The organism is Undibacterium sp. SXout20W, from assembly GCF_049340285.1.
Lineage (GTDB): Bacteria > Pseudomonadota > Gammaproteobacteria > Burkholderiales > Burkholderiaceae_D > Undibacterium.
Genome location: NZ_JBMPPH010000065.1, coordinates 1 through 14,960, shown reverse-complemented (window position 1 = coordinate 14,960; position 14,960 = coordinate 1). Strand labels below are relative to the sequence as shown.

Genomic DNA, 14,960 nt, shown 5'->3' with positions numbered 1-14,960 from the left:
TTTACCTGATTTAGCAACGAAGCGTTGTGTTCGTTTGCAGCAGAGAAGCGATATTATGCAGCACTTTATTTACCCTGTCAACTCCCTTGCTGCTTTTGCTGTTCGTTTCGATGCATCTTATGCAGATCTTGTCGCTTTCGCGCCAACTTCATCAAATCAAACCGCCGGAGTTTCCTGGCTGCTGCTTTCTTCTTACTTCCCGTTTTAGCGGGAGGCGAACTATAGCAAAGTTAACTGGTATGGTGCAAGATGTATTTTGAAAATAATATAAACCTTAGCAAGAGTTCATTGATTCGTTGATTCAATGAACTACTGAAAATCTTGAGCGACTCGCCAATCATTTTTTCCGCTAAAGGCTACAATCTACATCTGACAACCTGACGAATACAGTTTTAGTTATTCATTTTCTGTAACAGCATCACTATTAAATCAACTGCCGTGAATTATTCACTTTTTGACGAAGAAGATAGCGCCCCCTGGATTGAAGAACTGTTTCCCGGTGCAATACTATTGCACCGATATGCGCTTCCACACGTTAAAACGCTCATGAGATGCTTGGATTCGATTTATCAACAATCACCTTTGCGGCAAATGAAAACACCAGGTGGCCGTAGTATTGCCGTCCACAATACAAGTTGTGGTGAAGTTGGTTTGATTTCCGACGTACGAGGCTATCGCTACACGCCATTAGATCCACAGACGAAAGCTAAGTGGCCACCAATGCCTGAAAAATTCAGAGAATTGGCGACAGACGCAGCGAAGCTTTCCGGCTACAGCAACTTCAACCCAGATAGTTGCCTGATCAATCGCTATCTGCCAGAAACCAAACTATCTTTACATCAGGACAAAGACGAAGCCGATTTTACACAACCGATTGTCTCTGTTTCATTAGGAATGCCTGCCGTATTTGTCTTTGGTGGATTGCAACGTAATGATAAGCTAAGCCGTGTAACGCTAGAACACGGCGACGTATTAGTATGGGGTGGTGATGCACGCTTGCTTTTTCACGGCGTACTATCAGTCAAACGGCAACCCCATCCATTAATCGGCACACAACGCATCAATCTGACATTCAGACGCGCTATGTGAGCCAAGACGAGGTCTCTTGTACTAGATCTCAGATCTATTAACTACTGCAATTTTTAACCAACAAAGAAAAATTCATGAGCGTGTCACTTGATCACTTGTTAGTCATTGGTATCTCATCCCGCGCCCTCTTCGATCTTGAGGCGGAGGACGCAATTTTTCAGGAACAGGGTCTCGATGCTTTTCGACAGCATCAACTTGCTAATGAAAACACTATCCTGCAACCAGGCGCTGGTTATGCACTCGTCAAAGCACTGTTAAAGCTCAATACGTTAATACCCGGGCAAAAAATGGTCGAAGTGCTCGTTATGTCACGCAACTCGTCGGAAACATCTTTGCGCATCTTCAATTCGATTCAGCATTACGGTCTGGATATTACACGGGCGGCACTTTCCGGTGGCGCATCACTTGCGCCCTATCTAAATGCATTTAATGTCAGTCTGTTTTTGTCATTACACGAAGATGATGTTCAGGCGGCCATCAATTCGGGCGTTGCATCAGCCATGCTTTACCCTATGCCACCTAATGCCGCGGATATGGAGCAAATTCGTATCGCGTTTGATGGCGATGCTGTACTATTTTCTGATGAATCCGAACGTATTTACCAACAATATGGTGTAGAAGCCTTTGAGTCGCATGAACGCGAAAATGCGAAAAAAACGCTGCCTGACGGACCGTTTGCCAGACTACTCAGATCTTTGTCCTATTTGCAAAATCATTTCAAAGCACCCGACGGGCGTGCGTTCCCGTTACGAACTGCTTTAGTTACCGCCCGCGCATCACCAGCACATGAAAGGGTCATTCGCACATTGCGCGCGTGGGACATTGCTATCGACGAGACATTCTTTATGGGTGGCGTGAATAAATCTGCTGTTCTCTCTGCTTTTAAGCCACATATGTTTTTTGATGACCAGCATGGTCACTGCATCAAAGCATCGGGTGTCGTGCCAACGGGCCGTGTGCCGATTAAACAATCCAACTAAATAAAAAAACCGGAGTGCTGGTGCATCTCCGGCTTTTTTTATCGGAACCGCGTATGGATTAGCGCTGCGCTACCACATCAACGACGCACAAGGCCGTCATATTAACGATTCGACGCACCGTTGCTGATGGCGTCAAAATATGAACTGGTTTTGCACAACCTAATAAAATCGGTCCAATCGCTACGTTATTACCAGCCGTCGTTTTTAATAAATTGTACGCGATGTTCGCTGCGTCAATATTTGGCATGACTAACAAATTCGCATCCCCTTTGAGGTTGGAATTTGGCATCATTTTTTTACGATACGATGCATCTAATGCCGTATCGCCATGCATTTCTCCATCAACTTCCAAGTCCGGCGCATCGCGTTGAATGATCGCTAATGCTGCACGCATTTTTTGTGCGGATTCGCTATTGCTCGAGCCAAAATTAGAATGTGAAAGCAACGCTGCTTTTGGCAACAAACCGAAACGACGCATTTCTTCAGCAGCCAAAATCGTGATTTCTGCAATTTGTTCTGCCGTCGGATTTTCGTTCACATGTGTATCTACCAACACCAACTGACGATCCGGCAATACCAGGCCATTCATCGCTGCGTAGACATTCACGCCGTCCCGCTTACCCAGAACCTGATTGATGTAATTCAAGTGCAAACCTGTAGTACCAAATGTGCCACAAATCATACCGTCAGCATCGCCCTTATGGATCATCATGGCGCCAATCAATGAATGGCGACGACGCATTTCCAACTTCGCATATTGCTCAGTGACGCCTTTACGGCAAGTCATTTGGTAGTAGGTTTGCCAGTACTCACGATAGCGTGGATCGAACTCTGGATTAATCACTTTGAAGTCAATGTCAGGACGCAGACGCAAACCGAATTTTTCTATGCGTTGTTCGAGAATATGTGGTCGACCAACCAAAATCGGCGCCGCCAGTTTTTCGTCGACAATAACTTGTACCGCACGCAATACACGTTCTTCTTCACCTTCCGCAAAGACGATACGCTTACGTTCCATCGGTGCTTTTTTAGCAATTTGGAACAGCGGCTTCATGAATGTGCCACTGTGGTACACAAACTGCTGCAATTTTTCTACATAGGCTTGCATATCCTTGATCGGACGCGCTGCCACACCGCATTCTTCCGCCGCCTTGGCAACGGCCGGGGCGATTTTGATCATCAGACGCGGATCAAATGGTTTAGGGATCAGATATTCAGGGCCAAATGACAAATTACTGATGCCGTAAGCAGACGCAACGACGTCTGATTGTTCCGCCTGTGCCAACTCAGCGATCGCGTGAACAACCGCAATTTCCATTTCGCGGGTAATTGTTGTCGCGCCACAGTCCAAAGCGCCACGGAAAATATACGGGAAGCACAAGACGTTATTCACCTGATTCGGAAAATCTGAGCGTCCGGTCGCCATCACAGCGTCGTCGCGCACTGCTTTAACTTCCTCAGGTAAAATTTCTGGTGTCGGGTTCGCCAATGCCAAAATCAGCGGACGGTCAGCCATTTGCGCAACCATGTCTGATTTCAGCACGCCAGCTGCCGATAAGCCCAGGAAAATATCCGCACCGGGAATTACCTCACGCAAACTCCGGGCGGAAGTCTCTTGCGCAAAACGCTCTTTGTCCGGATCCATTAACTCCGTGCGACCTTTATAGACCACACCAGCCAGATCAGTCACGTAGATGTTTTCGATAGGAAAACCCAGATCCACAATCAGATCCAAACAAGCCAAGGCTGCAGCGCCCGCGCCAGAAACCACTAATTTAGCCGTTTTGATATCTTTCTGGACGACTTTCAGGCCATTCATAATCGCCGCACCAACGATAATCGCCGTGCCATGCTGATCGTCATGGAAGACTGGAATTCTCATGCGTTCACGCAATTTACGTTCGATATAGAAACATTCAGGCGCTTTGATATCTTCCAGATTGATACCACCGAACGTAGGCTCTAAAGAAGCAATAATATCGACAAGTTTGTCAGGATCAGGTTCATTGATCTCGATATCGAACACATCGATACCGGCAAATTTTTTGAACAGTACGCCTTTACCTTCCATTACAGGCTTGGATGCCAAAGGCCCAATATTTCCCAAACCCAATACGGCTGTACCGTTGGTAATCACGCCAACCAGATTGCCGCGCGCAGTATATTTAAATGCGGCCGCAGGATCAGCAACGATTTCTTCGCACGGCGCAGCAACACCGGGAGAATACGCGAGCGCCAGATCACGTTGGTTTGTCAATTGCTTAGTCGGCGTGACGCTGATTTTACCCGGCGTCGGGAACTCGTGATATTCGAGTGCCGCATGGCGTAATTGTTGACGTATTTGCTCTTTTTGATCTGCTGACGAATCCATGTAATAGGCCTTTTATATATTTTGCTTACAGAAAACTGACGTTGGTTGGTGATTCTATCAGAGTGAATCTTCTAAATTTATACGTATTTGTACGACTTCTATGCTTTTCGTGCATAAGAATATACATCGAGTTATCAAATTACACATAAAAAGCATCTTGGAAAATTATTGATTGTTATTGATTGTTATTGATTATCACACTGTAGAAGAGCTTGTTCTAGCATCTTCAGACACAAAAGACGTGTTGACCCAAAAGGAAAGCGCGATTAAAGCATCATCTACAACTGGTGTCGATAAACCATCTTTGCGTAAACCCTAAAAATGAAATGACTTTTTAAATCATTGTGCTGCCAGCTGGACATGGCCGCTCTCGCGAGTACAATGCCCGCATGCTCTCTGAATTTGACTTAATTAAGCGCTACTTCACGCGCCACACTACCACCGACGAACATCTTGCGCTAGGCATTGGCGATGATTGCGCATTGCTGAATGTTACCCCTGGTATGCAAATGGCAATATCCAGCGACATGCTAGTGTCAGGTCGTCATTTTTTCCTCGATGCAGATCCGCTTACATTGGGGCATAAATGTCTCGCTGTAAATTTATCTGACCTCGCCGCTATGGGGGCTAAGCCTATCGGCTTTACCTTGGCTTTTTCATTACCAGAAGCCAACGCCAACTGGCTAGAAAAATTTTCTCAGGGTTTATTCGCGTTGGCCGAAGAACACCAGTGCCGCCTCATTGGCGGCGACACAACCAAAGGCCCGTTAAATATCTGTATCACTATTTTTGGCGAATTACCTCCCCAAACAGCGTTGCGCCGGGACGCTGCGAAGGTCGGTGATGATATTTGGATCTCAGGTAACCTTGGCGATGCACGCTTAGCACTAGCTGGTTACTGGCGAGAATTGGAATTAAGCACAGAAGATCAACTGCAAGCAGCCAGACGTATGCACCAGCCCACCCCACGTATCGCCTTGGGTATGGCTTTGCGTGGTATTGCGCATGCGGCCTTAGACATTTCAGATGGTCTGGTTGGCGATTTGGGGCATATTTTGAAAGGCTCCAATGTGGGCGCCACACTGTTGATCGATGCCATGCCGGCCGGCCCCGTGTTACAGGGTTTCCCTCAGGCGCTGCGGAGACAATTCACTCTCGCTGGTGGCGACGACTATGAATTGTGTTTCACCGCGCGCCCAGAAAATCGGGTAAAGGTCATCGCTGCGGCGGCAAAAGCACATACCGTTGTGACCCGTGTAGGGCAAATTGATGCGCAACCTGGACTACGTTTTTTAGACGAAGATGGAAATGACATCAAACTCTCGTTACAATCGTTCGACCATTTCACCACACCATAAAAATCAGACATATTCGGCGTGTAATGACAATTAAACCTACTGCAAAATTCATGCTTAGCCACCCCGCGCATATTCTGGCACAGGGGTTCGGTAGCGGATTATCAAGGATCATGCCTGGTACCAGCGGAACTTTATTGGGCTGGCTGATGTTTGATTTATTTACGCAACGATGGCCCGCTTTTTTTACTGTATCGCACTGGTTTGCAATTATCCTGGTCGGTTTTTTTGTTGGTGTCTGGGCATGTCACATCACAGGAAAAAACATGGGATCGCCGGATCACGGAAGCATGGTCTGGGATGAAATTATCGCTTTTTGGCTAGTTCTGCTGTTGATCATGCCTGCGGATCTGAAAACGCAGTGTTGGGCGTTTGTGGTATTTCGTTTTTTTGACATGGTCAAGCCGCCACCGATTCGTTACTTCGATCAGCGATTTAAAGGCGGATTCGGTGTCATGTTTGATGACATTGTGGCCGCATTTTTTACCTTATTGAGCTTCGCTTTGTGGCAGCATTTGCAGCAAAGTTAACGACGAGGAATAAATCTACGTGAGAATTACATTATTCTTCGAGACAAGACTTCAAATGGCTGATGCATGATGGTAAAGTGATTTACCAATTTGAGTAAAATCAAACAAAAAAATGACAGGAGAGACATCATGCAAAATGCTATTGAACTCGCAACACAGATCGGTGTAGAACTGAAGTCAAAAAAGCTCTTGCTGGCAGTTGCCGAGTCGTGCACCGGTGGTGGTGTTGCCTATGCAATTACTGAAGTCGCAGGTTCGTCCGAATGGTTCGATTGCGGCTTTGTGAGTTACTCCAACTCGTCCAAAACAGAATTACTCGATATTCCTGCTGCACTCATTGCACAGCATGGTGCAGTCAGTGAAGAAATTGCCGCCGCCATGGCCGAAAGCGCCATTGCGAATTCAGAAGCCAAGGTCTCATTGTCCACGACAGGCATTGCGGGGCCTACTGGTGCCGTTCCGGGGAAACCAGTTGGAACGGTATGCTTTGGCTGGAAAGTTGGCGGTATCACGCATACTGAACGCCTGGTATTTGCGGGTGACCGACGCGTAGTACGTGAACAAACAATCATTCACGCTTTAAATAAGTTATTAAAATACTTGCGCGAGCTATAACAAGGTCGATAAAGAGCGGTTGAATTTACCTCTCTTTGCCATGCAGAAGATGTCGTTGATTTTTTTCGAAACCCCTGGAATTTGATTAAAATTCCAGGGGTTTCATGTATGGGCACCAATAAGACGCAAAGAAGGCACCAAGAATTCGACAAGAAATCAACAAGACTTCCACGTAGTCGACTATTTCAGTCTATTTTCAGACAATTTAAGGAAATATTGCCCTTGTCTTCAAGAAAATGAAGGTCAAGGTCACGATAGGCGAAGAGGATTTTTATCCATTAACGCTTACTCTCGGGTCTGCGTTAACAATTGATCCATCAATATCGATTGAATTTTATCGGTATTCATTTCGTGGTTCAGATCAGACCTTAATCTTTCACGTACCTGATCGAATCCTTGTTCCGTATGCAGATCATCGGGATTAATTTTCGTCACCACAATTGGAAACAGCTGTATCAAATCCGCTTTATGAGACGCAAGCCATTCACGATCGGCTCTCTGAACCTGCACTGTCACCTTAATGCGCATTACCTGACCGTCAAGATTAACGACTGCCTCCGGCAAGGTAAGGTAGCTTGGCGTATCGCCTTTGTCGTCGATCACTCTGATATAGAAAATAACCGCAAAAACGACTAAAAATCCACACAATGCAATAACCGCTGCATAAAACGCAAATTTATCATTTTTAGTGCTATTTTTTTTCTTGTTTGAAAGCGTGGATTTTTGCGAACCAGCAGATTTGTCGGCAGTAATTGGATCTGCCGCAGAGGCATTATTAGACAACGAACTCGCCACTACCGGTTGCTGATCAGATAATCCTGGCGCTGGAGGTGCAGAGGAGCCTGGTCAGAATTGATCGTTTCATTCTCTGGTAACGCCGGCGAAGGTAAATAGGCTTCAAGTAAATCTGGATCAGAATCAAATTCGAGGTCAAAAAAATCCGGCGCATTTGGTTTGGAGGGTGCGATATTCACCCGTTCAAAATCCAATTGCGAACTCAATAAGCTAGCTTTATTCTGATCGTTCGGCATAAATTTCAATTTTCAATTGAATAATTAATCCAATGTCGAATTGTAACCCACTATCTATTTATCACCAAAAATATTTCTCAAATGAAACTTTTATAAATTTGTTTTCGTCATCTCGCATAATACGTGTAGCGAATCTGTGTGCATGGTGTTCATCGATTAACCTGACACTGATGAGATTCAGCAGGCAAGTTGTGTCGTCGCGAGCCAACAAAAGTCAACATGCAAGCATATCGTTACAAAGTAAGAATACTATGCGCACCCTAGTTTGGCTTATCATGTGCTGTTTTTTTATTCACTAGTCGCACTACGTAATGTCTCCCACCGTCCCTCCCATTAGCAGAAATTCCGCCTTAGATAATATCAAAGGGGTGCTGATATTTTTAGTTGTCTTCGGACATTTTATTGAGTTGCATATCGCCAACGATAACTTCTTACGTCCTATCTGGATTTTTATTTACGCCTTTCATATGCCAATGTTTGCAATGGTGTCTGGCATATTTTCTAAAGTTTCATTGGATGACAAGCAGTCAATACAACTGATAAAAAATATTGTTGCGCCCTTAGTCGGGTTTGAGTTGCTCTATGAATGCACTGAGTATTTTTTAATGGGAAAGTTTAGCGTTTACGCTGGCTTAATCGCCCCATACTGGATGTTGTGGTATCTGATGAGCTTACTGTGCTGGCGTTTAATGCTACCTTTATTCTCAAAATTGCAATTTCCAGTCATGCTGGCGGTAGCCCTTGCGATGTTGACTAGCTATTCCGAGCACACAGGTTACTTACTTAGCAGTTCGCGCACACTAATGTTATTTCCATATTTTTTGATCGGCTCTGTCTTAGGTCCAGAACTGTTTTCCTCGACAAAAAATAACCTACGCTACATTAGTCTGTCCTTTGCAATCGTTGCTCTGGCAATAATTGCCTCGTTGTGTTTACCGCCATTGTTTGATTACAGATGGCTGTATGGTAGCTTCTCCTTGCAACGACTGGGTATGGCGAACCTGATTGGTTCCTTGTATCAATTATTGCAATATACCGTGTCAAGTATCCTTGGAATCGCGATTCTATATCTGTTAAGCCGCTGGGATTGGGGACTGGCAAGAATAGGTAAACAATCTATTTACGTTTTTCTATGGCATGGCATGGCATTGATTATTTTGCAAGCAACAGGACTCTTAGCGACTATCCTGCACATGCAGCCCTTAGCGCGGCTGACAATGTCTCTATTTTGTAGCGGGTTGATTGTTTTAGCTGCCGCTCATCCATATTGCGAATTACTGACGCAGAAATTTATTTTAGAACCGATGACTTGGCTATTGGTACGCCAGTCCAGGCACGTAACGGCGAACAAAGCGACACCATTACCTGAAAAACCAGTAACGGTCGAATAAAAGAGATCATTTCTCTCAATATCAATATCAATATCAAATGTAAAACGCCCTGACTTCCGTATTGCGCTTGAAGTCAGGGCGTTTTCTTATTAATCGTGTCGGGGTGTCGGCAAATTAAGAATTGCTCATTTAACCTGAATTTTATCGGCGTCAAATTGCTGTGGATGTTTACCGCGAACACCACTATAAAACTGCTTGATTTCTTCCATGTCAGCTTCCAGGTCGCCAGTCGGTGTAAACATTTTGCCGATGCCTCCTGCTTTGCGTGAAAAATCAAGATACCCAAGTGCAATTGGTACCCCAGCCCCCAAGGCAATGTAATAAAAACCAGTTTTCCAGTGACTTACTTTTCCGCGGGTACCTTCAGGTGGCACAATCACAGTCAGACGCTGGCTTTCCTGAAATGCATCAATCGTACTTTGCACCAAATTACCTGAACGACTACGGTCGACAGCGATCCCGCCGAGCCAATGCATAATGTGTCCCAACACTGGTGGGAACAAACTCGCCTTACCCATCCAATAAACGCGTAGCCTTAACGCAAAGCACACCATGAGCGTGTAAGGAAAATCCCAGTTACTAGTATGCGGCGCGGCGATCAACACATATTTTTGTTCAGTCGGGGCCGAACCCTCAATACGCCACCCGAGCAGACGCAAAATGGCAACGGATATCCAGCGTGCCAATGTATTTATTATCGGGGTCTCAAAAATAGTTAAATGCATGCCATAAATCTTTGATATAAAAAGAGAAATTCACTCAGATTGAAGACAAATTCTCTCCGTTTCAGAACGAGACGGCATTATAGGGAGATATCTTGAAAGGCGGAAACTATTTCTTTGAGACGGCGCAATATTTGAAAAAATAATCAAAATATAGCCCAAAACCGCGTTTTTTATTTACTAATCCACTTGAGTAGATCATTCCATTGTGGCAAGTCTTTTTCGACGCGCGATGGCGGAACATCCCATAACGTAGCACCATGCGCGGCAAGTTGAATGTAGTTTTGCGTATCACGCAAGTAGCCGAGAACTGGCAGCCCTAATTGTTCAACGTAATGTGTCAGTTGATCCGCTGCGCGACTGCGGGCATTAACACGCATCCCCAGAATACCAACGTCACAGGTTTGTTCACGTTTCGCCAGCTTTTTTAAGAATTCTTCAGTTGCCAAAATATCAAAAATAGAAGGCTGCAGAGGAACAACGACCTTATCTGCCAATTTTAAAACAGCATCCAGCTTGTTACCTTTGAGCCCTGCAGGCGTATCCAAGACGACATGGGTGGTCCCTTTTGGTGGCTTAGCAATCGCATTCGCATCGATTTCCCAAGCAGAGATCGTTGGAAAATGGGCAGGCCGCAATGCCAACCAAGTGCGAGAAGACTGCTGAGCATCAATATCACCCAGCATTACTTTATGTCCCTGGGCAGCAAAATAGCCCGCCAGATTCGTGGCAAAAGTACTTTTACCTACGCCACCCTTAGGATTGGCAACAACAATGACCGGCATACCAACGTTCCCCAAATATATTGAAACAAAGTATTTCGATTTTTTTAGCTTTTGGCTCGTTTCTGGAAAATATTAAAAACTGTCGTGAACTTGTAGCCCAACCAGTGACGTATCGTGACGGTTACTCACTACTTACTATCAATGATCCGTCGCCACCAACAACGCCATTTGCTCAGCGCTGAGGTAGCACCATTCACCTTCAGCCAGTTGCAAAGAACTCAATGTAAGCTGCCCGATGGCGGTTCGTTGAAGCGCTGCACAATGATTTCCTGCTGCTGCCAGCATACGCTTTACCTGATGATATTTGCCTTGTTCGAGCACGATTTCTATCAAATTCGTATCCAATTGGCGACACCACTGCGCTGCCAACGGCGCTGGTTCATCATGTAATTGCACACCGCTCAATAGCGCATTAACCAAGTCGTCAGTCACTGGTTCTGCTGTCGTCGCCTGATACACTTTAGGAATATGGCGTTTGGGCGAAGATTGTGCATGAATAAACGGACCGTCATCTGACATCAATAACATGCCGGTTGTATCATGATCTAAGCGACCTACTGGTTGCACATCGCGCCAACTAAATTGCTCTGGTAACAAGGTTAATACGCCAGGATGATGGCTGGGTTTGCGCGAACATTCAAAATTGGCGGGTTTGTTGAGCGCAATGTAAATATGCTCACGATATACCCAATCTTCGTCAAAGATGCGAAACGTCAAACCCTCTGTTTCTATCGCCTCTTTATAGTTGTCAACGACATCGCCAGCGATACTCACCTCGCCATCCGAAACCAGTTCACGGCAATATTTACGTGAACCAAAGCCCTGCGACTGCAGGATGCGATCTAAAGATAATTTACTCATACTGCAACTCTAGCAGAACAAGCCTGGAGAAAGCTAGTCTGTGCAGGGCAAATCGGTGGACAGGGTGAATTTATGCGTTTGATATCGGCACTTTGTTTTCGATCATTTTTGCAGAACGTGGCAAAACAATGGTAAATGTGGTTCCTCGCCCCAAATAACTTCGGACAGCAATGTCACCGCCCAGCACATCTTTGACTAAGTTATAAACGATGTTTAAACCTAAACCACTCCCACCTTGCCCTAAACGCGTTGTAAAAAACGGATCAAAAATACGCCCCAGGTTTGCTGGTGCAATACCCTTGCCGTTATCACGCACCACCATTTCTAGGTTGTCAACATCAAAAAACCGCGCCGTGATCGTGACCGTCCCTCTGCCCTCACCGTCAAAAGCATGTATGAACGCATTATTAATCAGATTCGTCATTACTTGCCCCAAGGCGCCCGGGTAACTATCCATCATCATTTTTTCCGGAATATCGGAGATCACTTCGTGTTTGGTTTTCCGTATCATGGGGCCCAATGTAGTGATCAGTTCATTGATCATTTCATTGAGCGCAAACACGCGTCGGTTAGCACTGGTCCGGTCGACGGCAACTTGTTTAAAGCTGGTCACCAGTTCTGACGCCTTACTCAAATTTCGCAGCAGTAAGTCGGTACCTAATTTGGCATTTTTAAAATATTCTTCCAATGCTGATTTTCGCAAACCTTGACTAAATTGCAGCAAAATTTCATCCGTTTGCTGCTGCAACGTACTGGCAACAGTGACGCTAGTACCGATTGGCGTGTTAAGTTCATGCGCAACCCCCGCGACCAACGAGCCTAATGCTGCCATTTTTTCGGTTCTAAGCAATTCTTGTTGTGCCCGTTGTAAATTTTCCAGCACAACGGTGAGTTCGCTGTTTGCCTCTTCCAGCTCATGGGTACGCTCTGAAACGCGCCGTTCGAGCGTCACATTCATGTTGAGTATATCTCTCTCATTTTGGCGCTTTTCAGTAATGTCTTCTTGCACCAAAATAAGTAAGGGTTCGTCACCAATCCGGATTAGTCGTCCAGATATCTGGCACAGCAATATCTTATCGGCTGTACCGCAGCGTAACCAAGTTTCGAACGCTTGCAACTCGCCATCTCTTTCCAAAAGACGTAACGCCTGCACATAGTCATCAGGATTACGCCATAAATTTTCCTGGATATCGAGATTACTTAAGATGACATCTGCAGACCATGTGAATTGCCTGACCCACGCGTCATTGACGTCCACAATCCGGTAGTGATTACTCTTACGTGAAACACTCATTGCGACTGGCGAAGCTTGAAAAATCGCAATGAATTTTTCTTCCGTATCACGCAACGCTTGCTCAACTCTTAAACGTTCTTTGAGTTCCTGTTGCAAGACAATGTTTTGCTGTTCTCTTTCAGAAATGAGTTCGCCAAGATTAAGGCGCATCTGATTTAAACCATGCGCTAAATTTCCAAGTTCATCATGGCGTTGCCATGCCAATGGTTGATCCAGCTTCCCACTTGCGAGTCTTGCAGTGGCGGTCTGTAGAATTTGAATGGGACGGACGATACGGCGATCAAATAAAAACCAGATCAGTCCGAAAGAAAAAATGACCTGCGCAATAAGACCTGCCGCCAGTTTATAGATATCGTCTAACAAATCACGATCGACATATTCTGTCGTGAGTTCCAATTTAACTTCACCAATGACTTTGTCATCAAGGCGAATGCGACGCTTTTCTGTTAAGACACTTGCACTGGCTTTACGTACCTTGTCACTGCGTACAAAAATATTTCCAGATTCATCAGTAACGACAACGCTAACGACTTCGCGATTACGCATGACAGCTTGCACAAACTGCTTACTGACTTCTTTATCGACGTTCCACAATGGCACTTCCATCGCTTTAGCCAACATGTCGGCATTTTGTACCATCGGTCCACGAATACGCAGTTGCAACTCACGCTCGTATCTCGACACGGTCATAAAGTAACCGAACACCATCGCTGGCAAAAGGATGCCAAGCGCAACGCCTAGGATAGAAATCTGCCTTAATGAAAGTTTTCGCAAAATGAACCTCAAACGCCAACCCCGCTATTTAGACTGCTGCTTACGCCATAATTGAATATGAGATGCCACCAGTTTATTCATGAGACCCTGCTTGTCCAGGTTATATAAAGCTTTGGAAATCCGTCCGCGCATGTCAGGGGTATTGCATGGAGATTTGTAGGACATTGTCAAATACAAATTTTCGTTAGCCACTGCCGTTGGCATTGTCTTAAGATCCTTCATGTTCAATTTTGAAACGTAAGCAAGTCCAGGATCTTCTTCGTAAATCAAATATTGAGCGCGTGATAAATTCAACATCACAAGCGCCTGTTCTAAGCTTGAAACCGTCACAATTTTAAGCGACTCTTTTGCGTAGCGATCAAAGTCTTCGCCAAAACTGTTATTGATGACCGTGATACCATTTTTTCCTAACAGGTCACTCCATTTTCGATATACCAGTTTGCTCTCTTTTTTTGTCCAGATAGCAGTGCGTGTTTCGCGAAAGGCAGGATAAAAATAGTCCATGTAATCAAGTCGGGGCAACGTAAAAAAAGCACCCGCAATTAAATCAACATGACCTAATTTGGCCTCCTCCTGGACTCTCGCCCACGGCCCCATATACTTAACCTCGATAGGAACACCGATTTCTTTTGACAGCGCCTGCATGAGCTCCGCATTGGCGCCGATTAAATGATTTTCATCTTGTGCGTCGCGCCACAGAAATGGCGGATATTCCGGATTGCCAGTGGCCGTTAATTTTTTACATATGTCGTCAGCCTGAGCTGATGCGCATAGCAAGGAACTGAGCAATAAAACAAAGGGCACGAGTACACGCAATAACAAAGCAACATTAAAATAGCGACTCATTAAAACGACCTCTTTGTTTGGGAAAAAATTTTGAACCAGTCTAACGCCTCAAGTTGTACTAGGCAAGGCAACAATTTCAAATTGGAAAGTAAATGACTGGATTAAAGACGCAGAGAAAAACAATCCACAACGAGTCCCAATTCAAACATGCAATGTAAAAACAATAAAGTGAATTTTTTTTCGGATATCGATTGGCGGATTCAATTTCGAAGTGCAACCACATGTTGATGCGATTGTAACTGCTTCATAAATACTTGGTGCGGCGTTTTGAAGCCGAGACATTTTCTGGGACGATGATTTAAGCTGTTCATCGCCC

At 45.1% G+C, this 14,960-nt stretch carries 15 protein-coding genes and 1 pseudogene; 7 read left to right on the top strand and 9 right to left on the bottom strand.

What is annotated here, in order from left to right:
• The 3 genes from ACO0K1_RS19065 to ACO0K1_RS19055 form a co-directional block, all read left to right on the top strand.
• A partial coding sequence (locus ACO0K1_RS19065) for a hypothetical protein (protein ID WP_423028626.1) occupies positions 1-208 on the top strand: 208 nt, incomplete at its 5' end.
• 230 nt (positions 209-438) lie between these two features.
• Positions 439-1,089 carry a DNA oxidative demethylase AlkB gene (alkB, locus tag ACO0K1_RS19060; protein WP_423028624.1) on the top strand — a complete coding sequence of 217 codons (651 nt, stop codon included), beginning with the start codon at positions 439-441 and terminating at the stop codon, positions 1,087-1,089.
• Positions 1,090-1,163: 74 nt separating this feature from the next.
• Positions 1,164-2,069, top strand: coding sequence for a 5'-nucleotidase (locus tag ACO0K1_RS19055; protein WP_423028622.1), 906 nt, complete (start codon positions 1,164-1,166; stop codon positions 2,067-2,069).
• 58 nt (positions 2,070-2,127) lie between these two features.
• On the opposite strand, the gene ACO0K1_RS19050 is transcribed toward ACO0K1_RS19055, so the two are convergent.
• On the bottom strand, positions 2,128-4,440 hold the full coding sequence (locus ACO0K1_RS19050; protein WP_423028620.1) for an NADP-dependent malic enzyme: 2,313 nt from the start codon (positions 4,438-4,440) through the stop codon (positions 2,128-2,130).
• A 389-nt stretch (positions 4,441-4,829) separates the two neighbouring features.
• Here ACO0K1_RS19050 and thiL point away from each other — a divergent pair, with 389 nt between their 5' ends.
• The 3 genes from thiL to ACO0K1_RS19035 all read left to right on the top strand — a co-directional run bounded on the left by thiL (position 4,830) and on the right by ACO0K1_RS19035 (position 6,940).
• The gene (gene thiL / locus ACO0K1_RS19045) at positions 4,830-5,798 is read left to right on the top strand and encodes a thiamine-phosphate kinase (protein WP_423028618.1); all 969 of its coding nucleotides are present in this window, start codon (positions 4,830-4,832) and stop codon (positions 5,796-5,798) included.
• A gap of 23 nt (positions 5,799-5,821) precedes the next feature.
• The gene (locus ACO0K1_RS19040) at positions 5,822-6,325 is read left to right on the top strand and encodes a phosphatidylglycerophosphatase A (RefSeq protein ID WP_423028616.1); all 504 of its coding nucleotides are present in this window, start codon (positions 5,822-5,824) and stop codon (positions 6,323-6,325) included.
• 129 nt (positions 6,326-6,454) lie between these two features.
• A complete protein-coding gene (locus tag ACO0K1_RS19035; RefSeq protein WP_423028614.1) occupies positions 6,455-6,940 on the top strand; it encodes a CinA family protein in 486 nt (161 codons plus the stop codon).
• Positions 6,941-7,225: 285 nt separating this feature from the next.
• On the opposite strand, the gene ACO0K1_RS19030 is transcribed toward ACO0K1_RS19035, so the two are convergent.
• On the bottom strand, positions 7,226-7,723 hold the full coding sequence (locus ACO0K1_RS19030; protein ID WP_423028612.1) for a flagellar basal body-associated FliL family protein: 498 nt from the start codon (positions 7,721-7,723) through the stop codon (positions 7,226-7,228).
• A gap of 11 nt (positions 7,724-7,734) precedes the next feature.
• The gene (locus ACO0K1_RS19025; RefSeq protein WP_423028610.1) at positions 7,735-7,971 is read right to left on the bottom strand and encodes a hypothetical protein; all 237 of its coding nucleotides are present in this window, start codon (positions 7,969-7,971) and stop codon (positions 7,735-7,737) included.
• A gap of 311 nt (positions 7,972-8,282) precedes the next feature.
• On the opposite strand from ACO0K1_RS19025, the gene ACO0K1_RS19020 reads away from it, so the two are divergent.
• On the top strand, positions 8,283-9,362 hold the full coding sequence (locus ACO0K1_RS19020; RefSeq protein ID WP_423028608.1) for an acyltransferase family protein: 1,080 nt from the start codon (positions 8,283-8,285) through the stop codon (positions 9,360-9,362).
• Between the two features lie 125 nt (positions 9,363-9,487).
• Here the strand turns inward: ACO0K1_RS19020 and ACO0K1_RS19015 are convergent, their stop codons facing one another.
• The 6 genes and pseudogenes from ACO0K1_RS19015 to ACO0K1_RS18990 all read right to left on the bottom strand — a co-directional run.
• Complete coding sequence (locus tag ACO0K1_RS19015) at positions 9,488-10,087, bottom strand: lysophospholipid acyltransferase family protein (RefSeq protein ID WP_423028606.1); 600 nt, start codon at positions 10,085-10,087, stop codon at positions 9,488-9,490.
• 170 nt (positions 10,088-10,257) lie between these two features.
• On the bottom strand, positions 10,258-10,869 hold the full coding sequence (locus ACO0K1_RS19010) for an AAA family ATPase (RefSeq protein WP_423028604.1): 612 nt from the start codon (positions 10,867-10,869) through the stop codon (positions 10,258-10,260).
• 138 nt (positions 10,870-11,007) lie between these two features.
• A complete protein-coding gene (locus ACO0K1_RS19005; RefSeq protein WP_423028602.1) occupies positions 11,008-11,730 on the bottom strand; it encodes a pseudouridine synthase in 723 nt (240 codons plus the stop codon).
• A gap of 70 nt (positions 11,731-11,800) precedes the next feature.
• Complete coding sequence (locus ACO0K1_RS19000; RefSeq protein ID WP_423028600.1) at positions 11,801-13,798, bottom strand: ATP-binding protein; 1,998 nt, start codon at positions 13,796-13,798, stop codon at positions 11,801-11,803.
• 24 nt (positions 13,799-13,822) lie between these two features.
• Positions 13,823-14,644 (bottom strand): substrate-binding periplasmic protein, encoded by an 822-nt coding sequence (locus ACO0K1_RS18995; RefSeq protein WP_423028598.1) that lies wholly within the window; start codon positions 14,642-14,644, stop codon positions 13,823-13,825.
• A gap of 200 nt (positions 14,645-14,844) precedes the next feature.
• A pseudogene (locus ACO0K1_RS18990) lies at positions 14,845-14,960 on the bottom strand (IS30 family transposase); the annotation flags it as partial.